Origin of the sequence: uncultured Fretibacterium sp., assembly GCF_963544685.1 — a bacterium.
Classification (GTDB): Bacteria; Synergistota; Synergistia; order Synergistales; family Aminobacteriaceae; genus CAJPSE01.
On the sequence record NZ_CAUUGJ010000026.1, the window covers coordinates 1 to 24,213 of the forward strand.

Genomic DNA, 24,213 nt, shown 5'->3' on the forward strand with positions numbered 1-24,213 from the left:
CCGCACGCTCTCCTGGGTCCGCGAGCGGTACGGGGATGCGGTGCGGGTCGGGGGCGGGAACGTCGTGGATGCGGACGGGTTCCGCTTCCTGGCCGAAGCGGGGGCGGACTTCGTCAAGGTGGGGATCGGCGGCGGGTCCATCTGCATCACGCGCGAGGCCAAGGGGATCGGGCGCGGGCAGGCCACGGCCGTGATCGAGGTGGCCCGCGCGCGCGACGCCTACTTCGAGGAGACGGGCGTCTACGTGCCGGTCTGCTCCGACGGCGGCATCGTGATGGACTATCACATCACGCTGGCCCTGGCGATGGGCGCGGACTTCTGCATGCTGGGACGGTACTTCGCGCGGTTCGACGAGAGCCCGACGAACAAGGTGATGGTGAACGGGAACTTCGTCAAGGAGTACTGGGGCGAGGGTTCCTCGCGCGCACGGAACTGGCAGCGCTACGACACGGGCGACGCCGGCGCGGAGCAGAAGCTGTCGTTCGAGGAGGGCGTGGACTCCTACGTGCCCTACGCGGGCAGCCTGAGGGACAACGTGGCGGAGACGCTCAGCAAGGTGCGCTCGACGTTCTGCAACTGCGGCGCGCTGTCCATCCCCGAGATGCGGGAGAAGGCGCGGCTGACCCTGGTCTCGCCCATGACGATCTCCGAGGGCGGAGCGCACGACGTGCTGATGAAGGAGACCATGAAACGGACGGGAAAGTAGGGCTCCCGTGCCCCCGGACTTCCCGTCCGGGGGCGTTCGCCGGGCCGGGAGAGTCCGGCCCGCTCGTTTTCGCGTCGCCTTATTTTCGCGTGTAGAGGAACGGTCCCGCCATCTCGAAGCCCATCTTCTTGTACTCGAAGATCTGCTCCGTGGACCCGACCAGGAAATACCCGCCGGGCGCCAGGGCGTTGAAGAACTTGACGTAGAGCAGAGCCTTGGTCTCCGCCGTGAAGTAGATGACGACGTTGCGGCAGAGGATGACGTCGAACCCGCTGCCGAAGGCGTCGTCGATCATGTTGAAGCGCTTGAACGACACGCGCCGCTTGATCTCGGCGTTCACCTCGTAGGTCTCGCCTCCGTCCCGGGTCGTGAAGTACTTGGAGAGGTACTCCGGCGGGACGTTCAGAAGCTGCCGCTTCAGGTAGACGCCCTTCTGGGCGATGGCGATGGCCCCCTGGTCGATGTCGGCGGCCAGCACCGGGGTCGAGGCGTCCAGTCCGCAGACGGCCGACAGAATGGCCAGGGAATACGGTTCCTCGCCCGTGGCGCAGCCGGCGCTCCACAGCTTCAGCCGCTTGTGGCCCCGCTTCTTGATCAGCTCGGGGATGAGCTGATCCCGCAGCTTCCACCACTGGCTGTCGTTGCGGAAGAACTCCGACACGTTGATCGTCAGGTGGTCCAGAAACTCCCTCAGCTTTTTGTCGTCGTTCTTGATCGTGTTGAAATAGTCGTCATAGGTCTTGACGTTCCAACGATCCATCAGCATGTGGACCCGCCGGTGAATCTGATTTTTGTAGGAATTCAGGTCCAGTCCGATAATCTTGCGCAGCTTCTGCTTGAACCCGTCGTATTCGGGCGAGGTGTATTGGTTCCGCTCTTCCATCAGGCTCTCCTCCAGAAGATCTCCGGGCGTTCTCCGTCGGGTCAGTCCTCCAGGACTTCCTTCTCCTTCGCCTTATAGGCCTCGTCGACCTTTTTGATGTATTCGTCCGTCGCGTCCTGGACCTCCTTGGTGTACTTCTTCAGGTCGTCCTCGGTGATGGCGGAGTCCTTCTCCATCTTCTTCAGGACCTCGACGGAATCGCGGCGGTGGTTCCTCAGGACGACGCGCGTCTCCTCGGCCTTCTTCGCCAGGAGCTTCGTCAGCTCCACGCGCCGCTCCCGCGTGAGCTCCGGCAGGGTCAGGCGGATGCATTCCCCGTCGTTCTGAGGGGTGATCCCGAGGTTCGAGGCCAGGATCGCCTTTTCGATCGTCTTCAGGCCGGAGCGGTCGAAGGGCGTGATCTGAAGCTTGCGGGCCTCGGGGATCGTGATGTTCGCCATCTGCTTGAGGGGCGTCGGCGTTCCGTAGTAGTCCGCCTTGATATCGCTCACCAGCCCCGGATGGGCCCGGCCGGTCCGGATCGCCAGGTATTCGTTATGCAAAAACGCCAGGGCCTTCTCCATCCTGTCCCGCAGCTGTTTGATCTCGTTTCTGGGCATAACGTTTTTCCTCCTCTCAGGTTTTCGCTTTCCTGTTCTCGTGTTTCCGGCCGCATCCGCATGGACGACGGCCAGAAAGACGGGGGCGCCGTTATCCGGGCTCCCCCTCCTCCACGATTGTACCAATTCGCTCGCCTTTGACAAGCGCCGAAACCAGTGTGCCCTGGCTCTGAACGTTCAGGACGAGGATCGGAATCCGGTTCTCGCGGCAGAGGGAGAACGCGGAGGCGTCCATGACCTCGATGCTGTCGCGCAGCGCCTCGCTGTAGGTGACGCGGGAGAGGAACTTCGCGTCCTTGAAGGCGCTCGGGTCCCTGTCGTAGATCCCGTCCACCTTCGTCCCCTTGACCATGCAGTCCGCGTTCATCTCCGCCGCCCGCAGGGCGGCGGTGGTATCCGTCGAGAAGAACGGGGAGCCCGTCCCCGCGGCGAAGATCACCACGCGCCCCTTCTCCATGTGCCGCAGGGCGCGGCGGCGGATGTAGGGCTCCGCGACCGCCCGCATCTCGATCGCGGTCTGGACGCGCGTCGGGACGCCCAGCTTCTCCAGGACGTCCTGAAGCCCCAGGGCGTTGACGACCGTCCCCAGCATGCCCATGTAATCGGCCTGGGCCCGCTCGATGCCCAGCTTCTCGACGTCCCGGCCCCGCAGCATGTTGCCGCCGCCCACCACCATACACAGCTCGACGCCCGCACGGTGAACCTCAGCGAGCTCCGCCCCGATTCGACGCATCGCGTCGAAATCAAGGCCAAAGTGCCTGTCCCCGGCCAGCACCTCCCCGGAGAGCTTCAGCAGGACCCGCTTATACCTCGGCATCGCAATCCCTCCTCAACGGAACAAAAATCACGAAGAAAGCTCCCTGCCTGCAACAAAAATCCGGCGCGGAGGAAGGAATCGTCCACGCCGGATCCGTCATTCTGAAGCGGTATTCAATAAATCATTCCCCGATCATGAAGCGGGCGAAGCGTTTGACGACGATGTTCTCGCCCAGCTTGGCGATCATATCCACCACCAGGTCGGCGATCTTCTTGTCGGGGTCCCTGATGTAGGCCTGCTCCATCAGGCAGGTCGTCTCGTAGAACTTGCGGACCTTGCCCTCCACGATATTCTCGATGCGGTCCTCGGGCTTGCCCTCGTCCCGGAGCTGCTGACGGTAAATCTCCTTCTCGCGCTCCAGGTCCTCGGCCGGGACGTCCTCGGGACGGAGGTAGAGGGGATTCGCCGCCGTGATGTGCATGGCGATCTCGTGCCCCAGTTCGTTGAACTCGTCCGTCTTGGCGACGAAGTCCGTCTCGCTGTTCAGCTCCAGCAGCGCGCCCACCTTGAAGTTGTTGTGGACGTAGTGGAAGATGCGGCCGTCGCTGGCCGTCCGGCTGGCCTTCTTGGCCGCCTTGGCGAGCCCCTTCTCACGAAGGTAGTCGATGGCCTTCTCCACATCGCCGTTCGTCTCGGCCAGCGCCTTCTTGCAGTCCATCATCCCGGAGCCCGTGCGCTCCCGGAGCTCCTTGACCACGCCTGCGGAAATCTCGGCCATATCAGCGATCCCCCTTGCCTTCACCGTCGTCGTCGCCGCCGTAGGTATTGTGCAGACGCTCGCGGACCGCGATCAGGTCGTTCTCGCTGACGTCCACGGGCTTGGCTTCCTCCTCGGCCTTGGCGGCCTCCGCGGGGGCGGCCTCGTCCTCGCCCTGCCGGCCCTCGATCACCGCGTTCGCCATAAGCCCCGTGATCAGCTTGATGGCGCGGATGGCGTCGTCATTGCCCGGGATGGGGTAGTCGATCACCTCGGGATCGCAGTTCGTATCGACGATCGAGACCACCGGCACGCCCAGCTTGCGGGCCTCGGCGATGGCGTTCTCCTCGCGGCGCGGGTCGATCAGGAAAATCGCGTCCGGGACGGCCGTCATCTTGGCGATGCCGCCCAGGTACTTCTCGAGCTTCAGCTGCTCCTTGCGCAGCGCGGCGAGCTCCTTCTTGGAGAACTTCTCCCAGGTATTGTCCTCGTCGTACTTGCGGAGCTCCAGCATCCGCTGGACGCGCTTGCGGATCGTGGGGAAATTCGTCATCAGGCCGCCCAGCCAGCGCTGGTTGATGAAATGCTGGCCGCAGCGCGTCGCCTCGTCGCGGATCGTGTCCTGCGCCTGGCGCTTGGTCCCGACGAAGAGCACCGTGCCCCCCTCCGAGGCCGTCGTACGGATGAAATCGTACGCCTTATCCAAACCCCTCACGGTCTTCTGCAGGTCGATGATGTAGACCCCGTTGCGTTCCGTGAAGATGTAGGGCTTCATCTTGGGGTTCCAGCGCCTCGTCTGGTGCCCGAAGTGCACGCCGCACTCCAGCAACTGCTTCATGCTCACAACTGCCACTTTTTCAACCTCCCAAAGGTTAAGCCTCCACCCGGCGCCCTTATTGAGGCTCCCCGATCCCGCGCCCCGCCCGAGGGCGGCATGCGGAACACCTTTGCGGCCCCGCGCCGGATGTGTGTGATCGACAACACGAAGGACAGTATATCAAAAAGTTCCGATTTTGAGGATAGCTTTCGCCTTACCCTTAATAGATCAGTAGAGCCCCATCAGACGCGGAAGGGCTGTACTCAAAAATGGCAGATAGCTGAGCAGGAGGATATCGAGAACCATCACCAGGATGAAGGGTAATGCCGCACGGGAAATGTCCTCAAGAGAAATTTTAGCGATGCCGCAGCTGACAAAAAGACAAACGCCTAACGGTGGGGTAACCATACCGATGGCTAGGTTGACCACGATGACGATTCCGAAATGCAGTGGGTCCACCCCGATAGTCTGTAGAACAGGCATCAACACGGGAACGAGAATGATAATGGAGGCGACCGTCTCCATAAATGTTCCGATGAAGAGCAACAAGAGGTTGATCAGAAGAAGGATCACGACAGGGCTTGAGGAGAGAGTCAGCATTCCCTCCGCCACCATCTGGGGCACACGCCTGGAAGTAATCACCCAGCTGAAGGCCGAAGAGGTCCCAATGATGAAAAGGATGATCGCGGTACTGACCGCCGTGTTCACGAAGATGGCTTTGAGCTGCGCGACGCGGAGCTCACGATAGATGAAGAGCCCCACAAAGAGACCGTAGACCACCGCAACGACAGCGGCCTCCGTAGGGGTAAACACGCCGCCGTAGATCCCCCCGAGGATGATGACCGGCATCAACAGGGCCCAGAAGGCATCCACAAAGGCTGCTCCCCGTTCCGACCACGAGTAGCGCCGTTCTCCGCGGTAGCCGCACCGACGGGCAATCAGCCATGCAACAAACATCAGAGAGAGTCCTACCAGCACCCCCGGCAGGACTCCGCCCATGAAAAGAGCCCCCACGGACACACCGGTCATGACACCGTAGATGATCATAGGGATGCTTGGCGGGATCATGACCCCAAGGGTTCCAGCCGTGGCCTGAACGGCGGCGGTGTAGGGTTTTCCATATCCGCGTGTGACCATCTCGGGGATGAGAACACTCCCGATCGCGGCAACACAGGCTGCAGCCGCCCCTGAAATGGCCCCGAAAAACATGCTGGCGATGATGGCAACAAAGGCCAGGCCACCCGCGAAATGGCCCACGAAGGTGTTCGCCAGATGAATGAGCCGGCGCGATATCCCTCCGGTCTCCATCAGTGCTCCGGCCAGGATAAAGAATGGGACGGCCATAAGGGGAAACGAATCCATGGCGGTAAACATTTTCTGGACGAGCACCGTCGGAGGAATCTGTCCCAGCATCAAGGTCAAAAGTGTCGCGCTCCCAATGGAAAGGGCTATAGGGATATTGAGAAGGAAGAACGTAATGAGCGTGACAAAGAGTACGGACATCATAGGCTGCTCTCCTCCCCTCGTAACTGCAGAAGCATGGCCTCCAGAGCGTAGAACAGCATCAGGGTGCCTCCTGCGACGAGAGCTCCGTAAGGAATGGCCATGGAGATTTCCATCGCTGGGGACTCCTGAGCGGCCACAACCCTGAGAAGACGTACTCCATAAAGGATCAGGCCGCAACAGAAAAGGATCGCGACCAACGAGCCGAACACGGCCGTCGCACGTTTCAGATGCTTCGGGAAAAGCATCGTCAGAGCCTCAACCCCGATATGCCCCTTTCGGCGCAATCCGATGCCAGCCCCCAGCATGGAAAGCCATACCATGATGTAACGACTGGCTTCCTCCGACCAAGGCAACGACGCACGCAGGATGAAGCGGAAGACGACCTGTGCGAAGACGATAACCACCATTGAGCCAACCAAAAGGAACAGGAGGTATTCCGTACATCCCTGCACAAAATCCAGGAAACTCGAAAACCGTCGCATCAGGATATCTCCCCCAAACCTAAGAAAAAGGGCGCGGCGAAGGACCGCGCCCTGGATCCAAAACAGTCACGTTGGGCTCCTAGGGTTTAGCACTTATAATATTGTCCAGGAGTTCTGCAACGTCCCCAAGCTCTCCACGGAAATCCTCGTAGACCTTTTTTGAAGCCTCCCTTAAAGGCTCGATGTCAGGCGTTGTAACCTCCATCCCGTTCTTCTTGAGCGTCTCGATATATTCATGTTCCATTTTGTCGCACACCTCGCGTTGATAGAGTGCGGCTTCCTGCGCTGCGGCCATGAATATAGTCTGATATTCCTTGGGCAATGACATAAAAACAGGCTGTGCAACAGCAATCATAGCTGGAGAGAATACATGCTGCGTCAACGCCAGGTACTTCTGGACCTCAAAGAGCTTGGATGTGTAGATGACCGGAATCGGATTTTCCTGTCCATCGATGGTGCCCTGTTGGAGAGCTGTGAAGACTTCACTCCACGCCATCGGTGTTGGGTCTGCACCCAATAGACGCCACATCGCCATGTGAACCTTGTTCTCCTGTGTACGAATTTTGAGCCCTGCGATGTCTCCCAGTCCATTTACCGGACGCTTGGAATTCGTGAGGTTGCGGAACCCATTCTCCATCCAGGCTAAGCCTCGGATTCCCTTAGATTCCAGCAAGCCCAGAATATGGCGACCGATCTCCCCGTCCAAGACGCTGTAAACGTGGGTCTTGTTCTGGAAAAGAAAGGGAAAGTCGAAAATGAGGAATCGCTTCTCAAAACCACCAACCGGTCCGGTAGAACCGACATACATGTCGATGGTCCCCAATTGAAGCCCTTCCAAAATATCCCGCTCTCCTGTTCCCAGCTGATTATTGGGAAAAATGTCGATTTTCACGTTACCCTGGGTGCGTTCTTCAACCAGCTCCTTAAAACGCACGGCCCCGTAATGGTAAGCATTCTCCTCCGGAACCGCATGCCCCAGTTTCAATACGAATTTCGGTTCTGCCGATACCGGCATAGCAAACAGAGCCGTGCACAACAGAAGCAGAACAAACAATATACTTCTTCGACAACGTGTCATTTCCAACTCCTCCTGCGAAATATTAATAAGCTTAATTATTCAAGAGAACCACAAGCGGTTTTCCCCTCTGGTCATTTTGGTGGGGAAGGGACCTCAAAAAGCTGCAAGCAGGACCTTTTACGCGGCACCATTCGAAAGATTGTAGGTTTTCTCCCGAACCGTGATCAATTTCGTCAGTACCGCATTCACCGGCACGGCAATACCAAGTTTCTCCCCCAGCTCGACAATAGCTCCATTAATAACGGATATCTCAGTCTTACGCTTGGCCATGACATCCTGGAGCATTGAGGAACGGTTTTCTGCCGTTTTTTTAGCGATATTTCGTGTATGCTCGAAAGGATCGGCCACCTCAAAGCAAATCCCCTTGGAGCGGGCCACTGCACAGGCTTCATCTATCGCGGCTCGCATCAAGGACTCCGTCTCGGGATAGTCAACGAGTTGTCCGTTCCTCATGCCCGTCACGGCGGTTAAGGCATTAATGCCAACGTTAACAATCAATTTGGTCCAAATTAACCCCATGACGTTTTCTGAGATCTTCGTGGCAATCCCTGCATGGTTGAAAGTCGATGCCAATGCGGCAATACGCTCGGAACGGACCCCACTTTGTTCTCCAATCACTGTTTCTCCCGTTCCAGCGTGTCGGATACGTCCGGGCCCCAACAGTGTGGATCCATGTCCCGTCGTACCCGCTATCACGTGAGAAAGACCCATAACGGAGTTTAATTTTTCGACGTTCCCCAAACCATTCTGGAGAGTCAATACCATTGTTTCCTCTCCAACTAAACAGAAGGCTTCTCGCGCAGCTTGTTCCGTCAGGGTGGCTTTCACGAACACAATCACAAGCTCGACCGCACCTATTTCGGAAGGGTGCGTAACCGCACGGATATTTTCAATCCGGCGTATTCGATCCGGCTCCTCAATTTGTAAGCCCGACGTATTGAGCGCCTCGACGTGCTCCTTCCACACATCGATCAACACCACCTCATGGCCTGCTTCCGCCAGTGTTCCTCCGTAAAGACATCCCATAGCTCCAGCGCCAAGAATGGCGATCTTCATTGGCCTTTTCCCTCCTACAGAACGAGATCAGTAAATCTTCCCGATATCGTCCTTGCTGAGTCCTCCAAAGACATATTCATCGCTGGGGAATTTGACGTCACGGACCTCCTGTTTGTACTCCTGCAGCGCCTTAACAATCTGCTCACCAATATCGGCGTATTTTTTGACAAATTTGGGACGGAAACGGTCGAACATTCCCAGCAGATCGTGATAGACCAGTACCTGGCCATCGCAATATCGCCCGGCGCCGATACCAATCACGGGGATCTTCACTGCTTCGGTGATTGCCCGTCCCAGTTCCTCGGGCACACATTCCACAACCAGGGAGAAGGCTCCCGCCTGCTCCAAGGATTTCGCCTGATCCACGATCTTCCGTGCCGCATCCATGTTCTTACCCTGCAATTTAAACCCACCCAGAAGCCCTGCCGTCTGCGGGGTCAGGCCGATATGTCCCTGCACCCCAATACCCGCATCGACCATGCGGCGAACCGTCTCGGGCATGCACCCCTCCAGCTTGACGACATCACATCCTCCTTCTTTCAGCAAGCGGTTGGCGCTGTGGATGGCCTGCTCCGGGGTCTCATTGTAAGATCCGAAGACGAGATCTCCTACGATCATCGGGGAAGGCGCTCCCTTCACGACAGCCCTGATGTGATGGATCATCTGATCTGTGGTCAGAGGCACCGTAGATTCGTGGCCCAGCATAGTCATGGACAGACTATCTCCAACCAAGATCATCTCTATTCCTGACTTCTCCACCAATGTCGCCTGGCCGAAGTCATAGGCCGTGACGTAGCTGATCTTCTCCCCGTTTTGCTTCATCTCCTGGAGTTTTTGAATCGTTACCTTGGGCATAACACAAACCTCCCTCAATAATGTAGAAAAGAACATTGCAATAGAGCTATGATTTTTTCGGGGTATCTATTCATCGCCGATGGTTACAACAGAAAGTTTATATTGCCCTTCATTCGAGAGAAGGAGTAGAATCATCCAACGAATTACCGTGATAAGGCAGCACCAGGAGCGAAATGGCCATCACGATAAAAGCAAATAGAATACCGCAAGTGGTGGCATTGAGCTTGGAGAACCCAAGGTCAACCAAGTGCGTTTTGGTATCCAACACGCCAACCCATAGATTCACCGTCTCCGTCCCCTGATAGAAGCTACAGAACAACGTGAGAGCAATGCCGCAGACCGAGGCAAGAATGGCCCCGGCATTGGAGGCGCGTCGAGTAAAGAGCCCAAAGACGAGCGGTGCGGCCAGAGATACACTCATCAGTGAGTAGAAAATCGTCAGCGCAGATATGATACTGCCGAGTTTCAATGCAAAGAGTACACCCAGCACCCCCGACAGAAGAGTGATAATTCGAGAAAACTTCAAGAGTCCTTCGTCCGATACCCGGGGGTTCAGGAAACTCTTATAGATATCGTTGGATACGGATGTCGCCAGCATATAAAGTACAGCATCCGCCGTGCTGACCTCGGCAGCGAAGATGGCAGCCAACGCCAATGTCGCGATGGAGAAAGGCATCATCTCCTTCATCGCGGTCGGCAGGGCCAGATCCGCGCGTGGAAGATCCGGAAAGGCCGCGAAAGCAGCCATGCCGATAAAAACGGGGATAATTGCGAATAACAGTTGAACGATGCCGTTGGTCGCTGTTCCCCAGCGGATAGCATGCTCATCTTTCGCCCCAAAGACTTTGCCGATCAACCCAGGGGATATAAAGAAGGACGGGACGAGCATGACCAGGTAACCAACGATAACCGTAACGCCAATGCCATCCATGGAGAAAAAAGACGCCTGTTGCACCGTATCAGGTAGATTCTGGGCGACCTTGGAGGTCAACCCTGCCCACCCTCCAACGAACTCGTAGATGTAGGGCAGGGCAATGAGAAAGCCGGCGAGGATTACCACGAGCTCAACGATATTGACTATCGCAGCGGAGAGCAGGCCGCCAGCTGCAAAATAGAGCGTCGTAACAACCGCACCCGCAATGACCCCCACCGTTTTCGGCACCCCTGCAACGACATCAAGAATCCAGGCGATACCCAAGAGCTGCCCCGAGAACAACGCCAAGGTACCGATGGACATCATGCCGGAGAAAAGTCCTCGGAACGCTTTGCTGTAACGTCTATCCAGATAGTCCCCCAAGGTATAGAGGTCATATCGGCAGGCGATGCGCCAAATCTTGGGGCCAACACAGAACGCCAGGATCATGGAGCCGATACCGGCGCTCCCGATCCACCACCAGGCGGAGATGCCGGACTTGTAGGCAATAGCCGCAACCCCAACCGTAGACCCTGCCCCCAGGTTAGCTGCGATCAAGGTGGTGGCAAGAAGCCCTGTCCCAAGTTTTCGCCCCGCCACGAAGAAACCCGACGAGCTCTTGACCTTGCTACCCACGAACCACCCGATCAGAATCAGCAGAATCGCATAACCAAAAATGGCTTGAACGTAACCATTGTGCAATACCAGATCCATTTAAAAACGCCTCCCTCAATCTAGTCGCCGGTCGTATCACGCGCAACCTCTGCCCCATTCAGACGGCTACATCACGGGGAGAAACACCCTTTCGCTTAGCTCTCCATAAAATACAACGCAGTTAAGGCAAAGATTTTCGAGGCCTCGATCACATCATCGATCTCCACCCACTCGTCCACATGGTGTGGGATTTCACGATCGCCTGCGCCGGTCACCAGGACGGGGATATTATTCCAGGCCTGCAAGAAAGTCCCATCGGTCGCTCCGGGAACACCGTCATAGATTTCCTCCCACCCCATAACCTCGCGGTAGGCGCGTGCCGCTGAGGCAACGAGTGGATGATCTCGTGAAATCTCGGTCCATGGCCGGTCGTCCAACTGCTCTATGGTGGCAGAGAATTTGTCGTCACCAGAAGAATGTTGTCTCGACAAACGATCCACTATTCCCTGAATCTGACGACGGATCCCGTCATGCTCCTGACCAGGTACAGTGCGGACATCCAAAGCCAGGCTCGCCTCTTTCGGCACCACGTTTAGTTGCGCCACTCCGGTGACCGGAGCCTGAAGGACGGTGGGCGTGAAGCTGGGCCAACCCAGAAATTCGTGTTTGCCCAGCCGATCCTTTTCAAAGTTCTCCAGCTGCCGCAGTTCTACAATAAAACGAGCCAAAGCCCAGTTGGGATCGTTCCCCGTCAGAGGCATACAGCCATGACACTGAGTGCCATGGAAGGTGATTCGAAAACGGAGCGCCCCCTTCTGGAACACACAAAGGTGCTTCTCCTCCGGCTCACAGATTAGGGCTCCATCGACACCCTTGGCCCAACCTTTTTCAATAAAATGCTTGATGCCAATCATCATCCCCTCTTCATCGACGGGAATACAAAGCAGAATATTTCCTTTGAAGGGAATTTTACTGTCGCGAATTGCACGAGCCGCGAAGATAGCCGCTCCCATATTGCCCTTTGTATCATTGGACCCACGGCCATACATGACTTTCTTTCCATCTCGCTCCACAATCTCCGCACCAAATGGATCATATTTCCATTCCTCGCGGTTTCCGATGGAGACGACATCCTGATGTCCTTCCATCAAGATGGTTTTTCCACCCGCTTCGCCTCGCAGAAATGCCACAATATTCGTCCTGCCCGGAGCGACCTCGTCCAGATGGACCTCGAACCCATCATCCCTAAGAAACTTCGACACGAACTCCGTCACGCGGGACTCGTCGGCACCAGGAACCCCCGGATCATACACACTGTCGATGCGCACGACATCCTGCACAAATCGAATCAATCCCTCAGTATCCAGGCATTCCAGAACTTTCTCATAATTCACAACAAACACCTCCGCTCCTGTTTGCTTTCCTCAAAACAACGCCACGACAAACCCTTTAGCACCTGAAAATAGATTTATGTCTTGTTGAGACCATAGCTACAAAGACAAATATCAGAAGCATGGCAATACAAACGAATCGGCGGGTAATCTTGTGAATCACGGGAAATGTTTTGGTTATACCAGTTGATCCTACAGTCTGTCTTTGCATCATGATAGCACAAAATTGAAACGTGTAAAGTCACGATATAAATTCTTTTAAAAACATTTTGTTCAAACTTTGAGGATCCAGGAAGAAAACAGCGGAGCCCCGTATTGGATCCATCTATGTTTTAATGATCTTGAATATGGCAACTCGGAAAACCTGGATATACAATCATAACGCACGCAATCGGGAGGGAAGGACAGACAAAAAGGCCTAGAAAAGTCCTGTTGACCTCAATAATCCGTTAGAATAAGGGTTACGTAATACAAGCAGCGAAGGAAACCGCTATTCATGGATCATAACCATCTTCAAGTCGGAGAGCGGTACAATAATACTTTCCTGCATATATAAGGAATGGTGATGTGTGATTGAGACGAAGCGGGAGCAACTGATTCGACGATTGACAGAGGAAATTCAGACGGGCTGCTTCAGAACAGCCACAAAACTGCCACCTGAGCGTGAATTGATGGAGAAAATGGGGGTGACTCGTACCCTTCTCAGAGAAGCACTAATGACTATGGTAGGGATGGGAAGGATTTCTATCGAGGGGCGCAGCGGCATCTCCATTGTTCGTAATGGAGAGGAAAAAGTCGCACAAAACCTCGAAGGGGTGGCTCAATGGCCATCGGTATTGGGCAGCGAGATATTGGAAGTCCGCCTTATTTTGGAAATCCCGGCAGCCAAAATCGCCGCACTGGTTCGAAACGATATGGATCTCGAACAGATGGATCGTTGCCTGAGCGCCTTATCGAATATCGACTATTGTGATGAGAAAAACTACGCCCGCGGAGACGAGTGGGATTTTCTATTACATCAGACGATCATGCGAACAACCAGGAACGAGCTTCTGCTGCGCGTCTATGAAGGTGTGGCTTCCCTGATGCGAGACTTTACACGGCGCTATCGTGGGATGCTTTTTAATCGCGTCGACGGTTGGGCTCAAAACGCTTTTCGCGAACATGCGATGATTGTAGAGGCTATTCGCGCTCAGAACTCGGAAGAGGCTGGAGAGGTCATGCGACAACACCTTTGTCGAACCTTAAAGATACGCCGATTTTTCAACGAGTCTCCCAGTGAACTCGCTCGGGACATATTTTGTCAGGGGCCCCTTTAATCTCGAAGTAAAAGTGCGGGGGGCCGACGCCCCCCGTACCCCCCCTCGGGTTTCAAGCGACGCGGACCCCCGGCGCGCTATTCCCCAAGCAAGCGGGCCTCCAGCACCTGGTCGCGCTTGAAACCCTCGAGGCGCAGGTAGAAGTCGGCGGCGTCCAGGAGGGCCTGCATGGGGGTGAGCCCGATGATCTCGCTGCCCACGACGCTGACGCCGTAGCGCGCGGCCTCGGACTTGACGGTCTCGAAGACGCGGTGCAGCGGGGTCGCGGTGTAGTCCGTCATATTGATGGAGACCTGAGTGATCCCCCTTTCCTCGAGCGCCAGGCCGATGGCGCGGCAGTTCACGTAGCCGCCCCTGGCCGCGCGGATGGTCTGGGCGATGTGCTTGGCCAGCGCCACGTCGGGGGTAGACAGATTGATGTTGAAGGCCACCAGAAAGGGGCGCGCGCCGACGACCGTAGCTCCGGCCTTGGGGTGCATGGCCCGAGGCCCCTCGTCGGGGGCGCGTTCCGGCGTTTTGATGGCCTCCTTCAGCCCCTCGTACTCTCCCTTGCGGACGTCTGGCAGCGCCTTCATCGAGGGACGCTTCGCGGCGGCCTCGTAGAAGTAGACGGGAATGGAGAGCTTGTCGGCAATCTCCCTGCCCAGCTCGTGGGCCAGGGCCACGCACTCCTCCATCGCAACGTTCGAGACGGGGATGAAGGGAATGACGTCCGTTGCACCGATGCGGGGATGCCCGCCCCTGTGCTTCTCCATGTCGATCAGCTCCGCGGCCCTGGCGCAGCAGGCGAACGCCGCCCGCTTGGCGGCCTGAGGCTCGCCCACGAAGGTGAGCACCGTCCGATTGTGACTGGGGTCGGAGGAGTGGTCCAGGACGGTCACGCCAGGCGTCCCGCGCGCCTCGTCGATGATGGCCTCGATGACCTCGGCCCTCTGCCCCTCGCTGAAATTCGGTACGCATTCCACGAGCTTCGCCATATCCGTTCATCCTGTCCTTTCATTCCGGTCATTCCGGCATCCGCAATGGGTTCAAACGCCGTATGGTTTCGAGTTCGCCTTGTCTCAGCATTATAGACGAAGACGAAAAAACGAAAAAGTCCGTGCCCTCCGCCTTTTACCGCCTTTTACGCTTTTCTCCTTTGATATAATGCAGGACGGAACCGGAGGATCACACCGGACCGTCAGCTCGGTCAGCATAGGAGGACTCTCGATGGACAGACAACGGAAAGGCTGGGACTTTGTCATCGACGTAATGAATGGAATGGGGCGCGGACTCTTCGCCTCCCTGATCGTGGGGTTGATCCTGAGGCAGGCGGGCGCCTACCTCTCAGTTCCCCTGCTGACGAAACTCGGCAGTACGGCGCAGATCCTCATGGGACCGGCTATCGCAGCCAGCATCGCGTGCAGCGTCTCGGCCCCGCCCCTGGCGGTCTTCTCCTCTCTGGCGGTCGGCGCTGTCGGGGCTGGGGCCTTTGCCGGCCCTGCGCCCGTGCCCGGCGAGCCCGTAGGGGCCGCCGTCTCGGCTCTCGTCGGGGTCCTGTGCGGCAAGATCGTGCAGGGAAAAGGAGGTAAGGGGCTCGACATCCTGTTGATCCCTCTCGCCACGATCGTCGGCGGCGGACTCGCGGCCGTGACCTGCGCGCCCTGGATTGCGAGAGGAATGAACGCCGTCGGGGATCTCGTCAACCTGACGACGACCCTGCAGCCGCTGCCGATGGGCATCGCCGTCTCCGTCGTCATGGGGATGATCCTCACGCTGCCGATCAGCAGCGCCGCCCTGGCGATCTCGTTGGGGCTCTCGGGGCTCGCCGCCGGGGCCTCCACGGTGGGGTGCAGCGCGCAGATGGTCGGGTTCGCGGTCATGAGCTTCCGGGAGAACGGGATCGGGGGCCTGATCGCCCAGGGGCTGGGCACATCCATGATTCAGGTGCCGAACATCATGCGCAACCCCTGGATATGGGTTCCGCCGACCCTCGCCTCGGCCGTCCTGGGCCCCCTCGCGACGCTGCTTTTCCGGATGAAGAACAACAGCGTCGGCGCGGGGATGGGGACGAGCGGCCTGGTGGGGCAGATCGGCACGTTCACCGTGATGGGCGAGTCCGCCTGGCCCGGCGTGATCCTGCTGCATTTCATCCTCCCCGCCCTGCTCACCTGGTTCTTCGCCAGGATTCTCGAGGGCCGGGGGCTGATCCGGCCGGGGGATATGACGCTGGACAGGGAGGCATGACGCCGCGCTATTCCGCCGCTTTGGCCGTGCCCTTCAGGCGCTTTTCGAGGCCCTTGAGAACGACCAGGCCAAGGAGGGCGCCCGGAACGCTGCTGGTGAGAAACGCGGCCGAGAGGGTGACGAACATCCCTCCCACCGCCCCGGGGGATACGATCAGGGCCGCTGTGAAGGCGCCCAGCGTCCCCGTAGCGCAGGGCTCTGCGAGGGCCGCCCAGGCCCTACCCCCTTGTCCGCGCAGGACCGTGCGGGCAGTCACCCCCACGGCCAATGCCCCGAAAAGGCTTCCGGGAAAGGCAAGGATCGTCCCCATGCCCGTCGCATAGCGGACGAGGCTGGCGACGAACGCGCTGCCCACAGCCCACCAGGGCCCCAGCAGGACCCCGGCCACGGCGTTGAGCGTGTGCTGAAATGGAAAACACCGCGAGGGTCCGACGGGAAACGAGAAGGGCGCGAGCAGGACGGCCGCCGCCGCGAGGAGCGCGGCCAGGAGCATGGACCGCAGATGTGTTCTGGTTACCGCAGAGCCCCGGCCTTCAGAGGATTTGTGCATCGAAGGACATCTCCTTTCCTGATCTCGACTCTTCATTCAAGATCTCAACTCCTCATTATTGGTTCGGAATTATCGGTTCGGGGCGGGGCCCTGTTCCCCGTCCCTCGAGGCCCCGCCGGTGGGGCCTCGGACCTCAGTCCAGCTTCACGGCCGTTCCGCTGCACGTCACCATCAACATGTCGTTGTTTGCGCCCAGCACCTCGTAGTCCATCTTGACCCCCACCACCGCGTCGGCCCCCAGCGCAGCCGCCTTCTGGCCCATCTCGGCCAGGCTCTCCGTCCGGGCACGGGTCAGCTCCTCCTCGTAGCCCTTGGAACGGCCCCCAAAGACGTTGCGCAGCACCGCTCCGATATCCTTCAGAAAATTGACCCCGGCGACCACCTCGCCAAACACGATGCCCCGATACTCCCTGATGGTGCGCCCCTCGATGCCGGGCGTCGTCGTCACGATCATGCCGCGAAGACCTCCCTTTCCTGCAATGTCTTTCCACAGGGACAAGCGGACTCGGACACGTGAGCTCCGCAGGTCCCCTCTCATTTCCTCCCCCGCACGTTCGTGCTTTTTACGAGGGGTCTCTCCAGGATTATTGTAGGCCCTCGGGGGGACGGGGGCAAGCGCAACCCGGCCGTCCGGGTTCAAAGGCCCCCGGTTTTCCCACGGATGGCAAAACGGCCCCGGGCCGATCGCCCGTATTCTGCGGAAAAACCTTATCCCCGGATGACGGCGAAATGCGGAAAATCGTTGACTGAAAGAGGGTTTTGCCCTAAAGTTACTCTTGAAATCACAAGCGTGCGGACAAGTACGGCACGGCGATGTGGGCAGGCCTTTTTGCCGCGCGGCTGCCTTCGTTTTTGAAACGTCGGGCGGGCCCGCAGAAAAATGGAGGGGAAGAGATGAGAAAGTCGTTTTTGCTCGCCGCGGTCCTTTTGGGGCTGCTGACAGCTCCAGGGGGGGCCCTTGCCGCCCCCTGCGTCGAGGGCGAGGCGCTGGTGGTCTTCAAGAAGGCGCCCGGCGCCGTCGTGACGGCGGCCTCCGTGGAGCGCGGGGCGGAATCGTTCCGCCTGGCGGCGCTGGCGGCGGCCTCCGGGGCACGGGTGATGCAGGCCTACGGGGCCCTGTCCGAGGCCGGCGACGGCGTCTTCGCGCTGGTCCGATCCGAGACCGTAACGGCGAATCAGCTGGTGGAGGACCTGAGGGCGAGGGCCGACGTGCTCGCGGCAGCTCCAAACTACATCACCCGGGCCATGCGGCAGCCCAACGATCCCCGATACGCCTCGGGAGAGCTTTGGGGACTGAAGGCCATCCGCGCTCCCGAGGCGTGGGACGTCGTGACGGGCAGCACGGACGTATACGTCGCGGTTGCGGATACGGGTATCCATGCCGCCCACGAGGACCTTCGGCCGAACCTGGATACGGGACTCAGCCGGGATTTCTCCAAGAGCAGCCAAGGCTACGCCGACGCCCACGGACACGGGACGCACGTTGCGGGGACGATCGGGGCCGTGGGGAACAACGGCCTGGGCGTCGCGGGAGTGAGCTGGACGACGCGGCTGATCACGCTGCGGATCATGGGCGCGGACGGGGCCGGTCCATCCTCCTGGACCGTGGAGGCTTTCAGCTACCTGATCTCCCTCCTTCGCACAAATCCGCAGATGAAGGTCGCCGCAATCAACCTCTCGCTGGGAGGGTACGCGGGCATAACTCCGAGCGAAGCTCAGTCGCTGCCGGATCCCTACTGGCTTGTCTACAAGATTCTGGACAACATGGACCGGACCGTGATCGTCGTCGCGGCGGGAAACGAGGGGCTGGAGGTGGGCAAACCTGCGCCCTATGACGACCCCAGCGATCCCGCCAATCCCATGTTCAGGAGAGGACAATACTGCTATCCTGCGTCCTTCACGGGGCTGAAGAACCTGATCGTCGTCGGGGCGGCGGCATCCGACGGCAGTGCGGCAGTCTTCTCGAACTGGAGCCCGACGGCCGTCTCGCTCGCGGCTCCGGGCGTCAACATCCTCAGCACGGTCTTTCCGAGCGCCTCGGATCCGGAACACCCCGGACATACTTATGGAAGTCTGTACGGCGCAATGTCCGGCACGTCTCAGGCAACCCCGCACGTTGCCGGGGCCGTTGCGCTGCTGGCGAGCCGCTACCCGAACGCCACGGCGTCCCAGATCAAGGATGCCCTGCTGAGGGGAGCGAACGGCAGCCGGAACCCGGTAGCGACGGCGCGGACGAACACGGGCGGCGCCAAGCTCTCCCAATACGGCTACCTGGACGTGAAAAAGGCGCTGGACATCCTGGAGGCGACGAGCGCCGATCTGGGGCCCAAGCCTCAGCCCGACCCCAAGCCACAGCCCGACCCCATGCCGCAGCCCAACCCCATGCCGCAGCCCGATCCGGGGGAGTTCACCTCGGGCGACGTCGTTGTCCCGACGACCCCCAGCCTATGGACGATCATTTACGGGACCCCCGACGCGCGGGGAAACACCCCCGTGACGATCCGCGTCCCCTTTTCGACGCAAAAGGAATTGATCTCCGCATCCGTCGAGACCAGGGGTCTGGACTCCGTCAGGGCCACGATCCCGGAAAAAGAAAATGCCTCCTCTGCGGCGGCCTCGCCTTCCGCAGCTTCGGCTTCTCTGACCTACACGCTGCAGATCACGGGCACGGTCGCCAGGGAGAATCTGAGCACGGCGGCCATCGAGGCGCTGAACTGCCGGCTGGAGGGAGATGCCGCGGACACGAGGGTTCCGCTGGGAGCGACGGGCATCCCTCTGAGCGGCATGACGGACCGGAGTCCGCTTCTGCCCGACCCCAACCCCGGACAGGAATCGAAATCGAGCGGCGGCTGCAACGGCGGATTCCTCGCCCTGGGCCTGTTGGCGCTCGCGTTCCTCCCGAGCCGGAGGCGCTGACCCCCGTCCCCGCATTTTCTCGAGTACGATCGACCTCATACGAGCGGCCCTCAACCGGGGCCGCTCGTACTTTTTATGGAGGCCTTACCCTACCGCCGCTTTCCCTCGTACTCTCGAATTTTTGCCAAAAAATTTTGCCGTTTCACGCCGAAAACGCTATAATTCCCTTTATATTTCCTGACAGGTGCAGGCGAACTTCCGAGGAGGACAGGACGATGGCGTACGATTTTCATGCAATCGAAGCTAAGTGGCAGAGGGTATGGCAGGAGAAGCGGTGTTTCGAGGCGGAGACGGACCCCTCGCGTCCCAAGTTCTACTGTCTCGAGATGTTTCCCTACCCCAGCGGAGCCCTGCACATGGGGCACATCCGCAACTATTCCATGGGAGACATGCTCGCGCGCTTTCTCCGCAAGAAGGGGATGAACGTCCTCTACCCCATGGGCTTCGACGCGTTCGGAATGCCCGCGGAGAACGCCGCCATCAAGTACAGGACCAAGCCGCACGACTGGACCTGGAACAACATCGAGCACATGACCAGCCAGCTCAAGAGCATGGGCTACAGCTACGACTGGAGACGCCGCGTCGAGACCTGCAACCCGAACTACTACCGGTGGAATCAGTGGATATTCCTGCAGATGTACAAAAAGGGCCTGGTCTACCGCAAGGAGGCGCCCGTCAACTGGTGCGGGTCCTGTGGCACCGTCCTGGCCAACGAGCAGGTGGTGGACGGCGGGCACTGCTGGCGCTGCCATTCCTCCGTCACCAAGAAGAACCTCCGGCAGTGGTTCATCAAGATCACCGACTACGCTCAGGAGCTGGTGGACGACATCGAGACGAAGCTCGGAGGCTGGCCGGAGCGCGTGCGCATCATGCAGCGCAACTGGATCGGCCGATCCGAGGGCGCGCAGCTCACCTTCCACCTTCCCGAGCTGGACTACACCATCGAGGCTTTCACCACGCGGTTCGACACGGTGTTCGGCATCACCTTCATCGCCCTGGCGCCCGAACACGAGCTGGTGAGGAAAATGATCGAGCGTCTGCCAGAGGACGAGGCCCGGAAGCTGAGCGATTTCGTGGACCGGGTTGGGGCCCAGAGCGCGATCGAGCGCTCCGACGCCGGAGCGGAGAAGCTGGGCTGCAAAACCCCCTTCTGCGGCCGGCATCCCGTCACGGGCAAGCCCATCCCCATCTGGATCGCCAACTACGTCCTGACGGACTACGGCACCGGGGCCATCATGGGCGTCCCCGCGCACGACCAGCGCGACTTCGACTTCTGCCGCAAGTACGGAATCGAGGTCATCCCCGTCATCCAGCCGGAGGGCGGACACCTGGACGGCGCGACGATGACGGCCGCCTTCGAGGACGACGGCATCGCCTGCAACTCCGGCCAGTTCGACGGCCTGCCGACGGCCCGGGCCATCCCCACGATGATCGCCTGGGGCGAGCGCGAGGGGTTCTGCAAGCGCGAGGTGAACTTCCGCCTGCGCGACTGGCTGATCTCGCGCCAGCGCTACTGGGGCACGCCCATCCCGTTCGTGCACTGCCCGCACTGCGGCGTCGTGCCCGTCCCGGAGGAGCAGCTCCCCGTTCTGCTGCCCGAGGACGTCGAGGTGAAGGACGTCGGGCGCTCTCCCCTTCTGGACATGCCCGAGTGGCTGGCCACGACCTGTCCGCAGTGCGGCGCTCCCGCGACCCGGGAGGCGGACACGATGGACACGTTCTTCTGCTCGTCCTGGTACTTCAACCGCTACTGCTCGCCCAACGACACGAAGGCCCCCTTCGAGAGGGCGGACGTGGACTACTGGATGGCCGTGGACCAGTACATCGGCGGCATCGAGCACGCCTGCCTGCACCTGATCTACGCCCGGTTCTTCACGAAGTTCCTGGCGGACATCGGGATGATGAAGGTTCGGGAGCCCTTCATCAACCTGCTGACCCAGGGCATGGTGATCAAGGACGGCGCCAAGATGTCCAAGTCCCTGGGCAACGTCGTGGACCCGACGGAGATTGTCGAAAAGTACGGCGCGGACACGGTCCGGCTCTTCATCCTCTTCGCCGCGCCGCCCCAGAATGATCTGGACTGGTCGGAGCGAGGCGTGGAGGGAGCGCACCGCTTCCTGGGACGCGTGTGGCGCTACGTCGAGGAGCACCTCGACGTCCTGAGGTCCACAGGAGATCCCATCCCGATGAATCGGCTTCAGGACCCCGTCCTGCGGGACTTCAAGCGCAGGATCCACACGACCATCGAGGCCGTGACCCGTGACATCGACAGGGAGAAGCAGTTCAACACGGCCATCGCACGCCTGATGGAGCTGACCAACGCCCTCTACTCCTTCGCCGCCGAGGGCGCGGAGGCGGACGCCCTGCGGCGCGAGGCCGTGAACGTCCTGCTGAACTGTCTGTCCCCGTTCTCCCCCCACATCGCCGAGGAGCTCTGGGAGATGCTGGGCAACGCGGACCCCATCAGCGTCGCCCCCTGGCCGGTCGCCGAGGCGGACGCCCTGGCTCAGGATGCCGTGACCGTCGTCGTGCAGATCAACGGCAAGGTCCGAGCCAGGCTGGAGCTGCCGGCCGGGCTGGACGGCGCGGAACTCGAGGCCCGGGTGATGGCCGACCCCACCGTCAGGGAACGCCTGGACGGGCGCCCCGTCGTCAAGACGATCGTCGTCCCGGACAAGCTGGTCAACATCGTCGTCAAGGGCTGAGGCACCCGGGCGCTCGACATCGGCATCCCCCCATGTCCGACCTTTTCATGTCCCGCCTCATCGTAATCGAGGGGCACGAGGGCCAGCGCCGTCAGCTCGCGGAGCAGCTGGCGGCGCTCTCCGAAAAAGGCTTCGCCCTGGCGGGAAAGCTCGAGGCCGGCACGGCGTTCCGGGACTGGAAGGAGCTCTTTGCCTCCGCGGGCGCGCGCGGCCTGTTCGACGCCCGGACGGTCACGGTGGCCGAGGGCGCGGAGGCGCTGGGTCCCTTTCCCGACGAACTGGCCTCCATCCTGGAGGACGGCCAGGAGGGCGACGAGGCGGAGAGCGTCGTCGTCGCGACCTTCGCAGGAGACACCCGGAAGATTTTTTCCAGGGAGACCCTGGCGCTCAAGAGAATTCTGTTCCTCAAGGCGGAGGCGTCCGTACCGCCCTGGAAGCGAAAGGACTGGCTTCTCGGCCTGGCCCGGGAGCGCGGCTGCCGGCTGAACCCCGCGGCCGCGGCCCTGTTGGGCGAGTCGCTGGAGTCTCAGGAGGAGCTGCGCTCGGAGCTCGACAAGCTGTCCTTCTACGCCTCCGGCAGGGAGATCGGGGTCGACGACGTGAGGGCGCTCTCCTTCGACGAGGGGGCCAAGGCACTGCTTCAATTTCTCGACGGCCTCTGTCAGGCCCGCCACGGCGAGGTGGTGCGGAGCCTGCGGCACCTCCGGTCCGATCCCTCCCCGCTGCGTCTGCTGGCCGCTCTGGGCAACCGCCTGCGGCCCGCGCTTTATCTGGCCTGTTTCCCGGAGGACGAGGCGGCGGCCCTGCGGGCCTCCGGCGGTCCCCGGGACCACGCCGTGAGGATGTCCAGGCTCGCCCTCGGGAACTTCGGCGCGGAGGCGATCAAGCGCTTCATGCTGGGGGCCGCCGGCCTCTCCTGGAGGGAAAAGACCTCCGCCGCCGGGGGCTGGCCGGATTTCGAGCTTCTCCTCTGGGAGCTCCTGCGCCGCGCCTCCGGTAAGGGACCGGGACAAAAAACGGATCGCACCCCATCCCGATACGGCAAGAGGTAAATGTGCTACAATCGAAGCGGAAGCCGCCCCCCGCGGGCAGGCGTCCGGCCACGGGCAGGCTTCCGGGTCCGCTCTCAACATCTCTCTTATCCGCTATCTGAGAAACGGAGGCGAAGGTCGATGGAAGTACGTTTTGTGCAGCGAGGGACGGAGATCGACGACAAACTGCGAGGCTACATGGAGGGCAAGGTCTCCAAACTGGAAAAATTCTTCAGGAAGATCCTGAACAGCCAGGTGGTCGTCAGCCTTCACAAGGGCAACTTCAACGTGGAGACGACGGCCAACGCCAACGGCGTCATCCTGCGGGCGGAGGAGAACGCCAACGATCCCCGCAGGGCTTTCGACCAGGCGTTGAAGAACCTGGAGCGCCAAATCAAGCGCCACAACGACTACCTCAAGAAGAAGGGGCAGTACCAGGGCGACGCCGAGTTCTCCTTCAGCCTGGACGAAACGGTGGAGGCCCCCCTCGAGGGCATCGAGCTCCAGGACCCCGTCATCGAAAAGGTGAAGAGGATCCCCGTGCATCCCATGGACCCCAAGGAGGCCGCGATGCAGATGGACCTCGTGGGACACACCTTCTTCATGTTCCAGAACGCCGATACGGGCGACATCAACGTCGTCTACAAGCGCAAGGACGGCAACTACGGACGCTTGGAGCCCATGAAGTAAGGGCTGCGGCAAAACGCGCCACAAACACGCAGCTTACGCGAGAGCGGCCCTCGAGGGGGCCGCTCTTTTGAGATGCGGGCGTACCATGCGGCGCGCTCCGCCCGTCAATCCAGTGCCCGGCACTTAGTCGCCCCACCAGTTATGCGGGTCGCTTATAAGCGAGAAAGCAAATCTCTGATTTGCGTTTTCGAGCTTATAAGCAGACAACCGGCAAGCGTAGCGAGCCGAGTTGGTCGTTTAGATTCTTCACCAGGGGGCTTCATCAGAGGCTTCATCAGAGGCTTCATCAGAGGCTTCATCAGAGGCTTCATCAGAGGCTTCA

Annotated in this window: 22 protein-coding genes; 7 read left to right on the plus strand and 15 right to left on the minus strand. The window is 59.9% G+C overall.

Features of this window, described 5'->3' with window-relative positions; all coding sequences use genetic code 11:
• A partial coding sequence (locus tag ABLA28_RS04125; protein ID WP_347712618.1) for an IMP dehydrogenase occupies nt 1-706 on the plus strand: 706 nt, incomplete at its 5' end.
• Nucleotides 707-785: 79 nt separating this feature from the next.
• On the opposite strand, the gene ABLA28_RS04130 is transcribed toward ABLA28_RS04125, so the two are convergent.
• The 12 genes from ABLA28_RS04130 to ABLA28_RS04185 all read right to left on the minus strand — a co-directional run bounded on the left by ABLA28_RS04130 (nt 786) and on the right by ABLA28_RS04185 (nt 12,457).
• Nucleotides 786-1,589 carry a protein-glutamate O-methyltransferase CheR gene (locus ABLA28_RS04130; RefSeq protein WP_347712619.1) on the minus strand — a complete coding sequence of 268 codons (804 nt, stop codon included), beginning with the start codon at nt 1,587-1,589 and terminating at the stop codon, nt 786-788.
• Nucleotides 1,590-1,630: 41 nt separating this feature from the next.
• Nucleotides 1,631-2,188 carry a ribosome recycling factor gene (frr, locus tag ABLA28_RS04135; protein WP_299297782.1) on the minus strand — a complete coding sequence of 186 codons (558 nt, stop codon included), beginning with the start codon at nt 2,186-2,188 and terminating at the stop codon, nt 1,631-1,633.
• Between the two features lie 91 nt (nt 2,189-2,279).
• Nucleotides 2,280-3,005: a UMP kinase gene (gene pyrH / locus ABLA28_RS04140; protein ID WP_299297784.1), complete on the minus strand. Its 726-nt coding sequence runs from the start codon at nt 3,003-3,005 to the stop codon at nt 2,280-2,282.
• A gap of 121 nt (nt 3,006-3,126) precedes the next feature.
• Nucleotides 3,127-3,723 (minus strand): translation elongation factor Ts, encoded by a 597-nt coding sequence (gene tsf / locus ABLA28_RS04145; RefSeq protein ID WP_347712620.1) that lies wholly within the window; start codon nt 3,721-3,723, stop codon nt 3,127-3,129.
• Between the two features lies 1 nt (nt 3,724).
• The gene (gene rpsB, locus ABLA28_RS04150; protein ID WP_314718735.1) at nt 3,725-4,555 is read right to left on the minus strand and encodes a 30S ribosomal protein S2; all 831 of its coding nucleotides are present in this window, start codon (nt 4,553-4,555) and stop codon (nt 3,725-3,727) included.
• A gap of 192 nt (nt 4,556-4,747) precedes the next feature.
• Entirely contained in the window at nt 4,748-6,025 is a 1,278-nt protein-coding gene (locus ABLA28_RS04155; RefSeq protein WP_347712621.1) for a TRAP transporter large permease, read from the minus strand.
• Complete coding sequence (locus tag ABLA28_RS04160; protein ID WP_347712622.1) at nt 6,022-6,507, minus strand: TRAP transporter small permease; 486 nt, start codon at nt 6,505-6,507, stop codon at nt 6,022-6,024. The genes ABLA28_RS04155 and ABLA28_RS04160 overlap by 4 nt, the downstream gene beginning before the upstream one ends.
• A 79-nt stretch (nt 6,508-6,586) precedes the next feature.
• Nucleotides 6,587-7,585, minus strand: coding sequence for a TRAP transporter substrate-binding protein (locus ABLA28_RS04165; protein WP_347712623.1), 999 nt, complete (start codon nt 7,583-7,585; stop codon nt 6,587-6,589).
• A gap of 117 nt (nt 7,586-7,702) precedes the next feature.
• The gene (locus ABLA28_RS04170) at nt 7,703-8,641 is read right to left on the minus strand and encodes a 2-dehydropantoate 2-reductase (RefSeq protein WP_347712624.1); all 939 of its coding nucleotides are present in this window, start codon (nt 8,639-8,641) and stop codon (nt 7,703-7,705) included.
• Between the two features lie 27 nt (nt 8,642-8,668).
• On the minus strand, nt 8,669-9,496 hold the full coding sequence (gene panB / locus ABLA28_RS04175; protein ID WP_347712625.1) for a 3-methyl-2-oxobutanoate hydroxymethyltransferase: 828 nt from the start codon (nt 9,494-9,496) through the stop codon (nt 8,669-8,671).
• Between the two features lie 109 nt (nt 9,497-9,605).
• Nucleotides 9,606-11,123, minus strand: a complete 1,518-nt coding sequence (locus ABLA28_RS04180; RefSeq protein WP_347712626.1) for a sodium:solute symporter family protein — start codon at nt 11,121-11,123, stop codon at nt 9,606-9,608.
• 95 nt (nt 11,124-11,218) lie between these two features.
• Nucleotides 11,219-12,457: a M20 family metallopeptidase gene (locus tag ABLA28_RS04185; RefSeq protein ID WP_347712627.1), complete on the minus strand. Its 1,239-nt coding sequence runs from the start codon at nt 12,455-12,457 to the stop codon at nt 11,219-11,221.
• A 566-nt stretch (nt 12,458-13,023) separates the two neighbouring features.
• On the opposite strand from ABLA28_RS04185, the gene ABLA28_RS04190 reads away from it, so the two are divergent.
• Nucleotides 13,024-13,773 carry an FCD domain-containing protein gene (locus ABLA28_RS04190; RefSeq protein ID WP_347712628.1) on the plus strand — a complete coding sequence of 250 codons (750 nt, stop codon included), beginning with the start codon at nt 13,024-13,026 and terminating at the stop codon, nt 13,771-13,773.
• Between the two features lie 77 nt (nt 13,774-13,850).
• Here ABLA28_RS04190 and ftcD read toward each other — a convergent pair whose 3' ends face one another.
• The gene (ftcD, locus tag ABLA28_RS04195; protein WP_347712629.1) at nt 13,851-14,750 is read right to left on the minus strand and encodes a glutamate formimidoyltransferase; all 900 of its coding nucleotides are present in this window, start codon (nt 14,748-14,750) and stop codon (nt 13,851-13,853) included.
• A 232-nt stretch (nt 14,751-14,982) separates the two neighbouring features.
• Between ftcD and ABLA28_RS04200 the strand changes: the two genes are divergently transcribed.
• Nucleotides 14,983-15,999 (plus strand): PTS sugar transporter subunit IIC, encoded by a 1,017-nt coding sequence (locus ABLA28_RS04200; RefSeq protein ID WP_347712630.1) that lies wholly within the window; start codon nt 14,983-14,985, stop codon nt 15,997-15,999.
• Nucleotides 16,000-16,006: 7 nt separating this feature from the next.
• On the opposite strand, the gene thiW is transcribed toward ABLA28_RS04200, so the two are convergent.
• Nucleotides 16,007-16,549: an energy coupling factor transporter S component ThiW gene (gene thiW, locus ABLA28_RS04205; protein WP_347712631.1), complete on the minus strand. Its 543-nt coding sequence runs from the start codon at nt 16,547-16,549 to the stop codon at nt 16,007-16,009.
• A 133-nt stretch (nt 16,550-16,682) separates the two neighbouring features.
• Entirely contained in the window at nt 16,683-17,003 is a 321-nt protein-coding gene (locus ABLA28_RS04210; protein WP_347712632.1) for a heavy metal-binding domain-containing protein, read from the minus strand.
• Nucleotides 17,004-17,443: 440 nt separating this feature from the next.
• Here ABLA28_RS04210 and ABLA28_RS04215 point away from each other — a divergent pair, with 440 nt between their 5' ends.
• The 4 genes from ABLA28_RS04215 (at nt 17,444) to raiA (ending at nt 23,891) form a co-directional block, all read left to right on the plus strand.
• A complete protein-coding gene (locus tag ABLA28_RS04215) occupies nt 17,444-19,465 on the plus strand; it encodes a S8 family serine peptidase (RefSeq protein WP_347712633.1) in 2,022 nt (673 codons plus the stop codon).
• A 215-nt stretch (nt 19,466-19,680) separates the two neighbouring features.
• Nucleotides 19,681-22,170 carry a leucine--tRNA ligase gene (gene leuS, locus ABLA28_RS04220; RefSeq protein ID WP_347712634.1) on the plus strand — a complete coding sequence of 830 codons (2,490 nt, stop codon included), beginning with the start codon at nt 19,681-19,683 and terminating at the stop codon, nt 22,168-22,170.
• A 32-nt stretch (nt 22,171-22,202) separates the two neighbouring features.
• Complete coding sequence (locus ABLA28_RS04225) at nt 22,203-23,222, plus strand: hypothetical protein (protein ID WP_347712635.1); 1,020 nt, start codon at nt 22,203-22,205, stop codon at nt 23,220-23,222.
• Nucleotides 23,223-23,342: 120 nt separating this feature from the next.
• The gene (gene raiA, locus ABLA28_RS04230) at nt 23,343-23,891 is read left to right on the plus strand and encodes a ribosome-associated translation inhibitor RaiA (RefSeq protein WP_299299942.1); all 549 of its coding nucleotides are present in this window, start codon (nt 23,343-23,345) and stop codon (nt 23,889-23,891) included.
• The last annotated feature ends 322 nt before the right edge of the window (nt 23,892-24,213 follow it).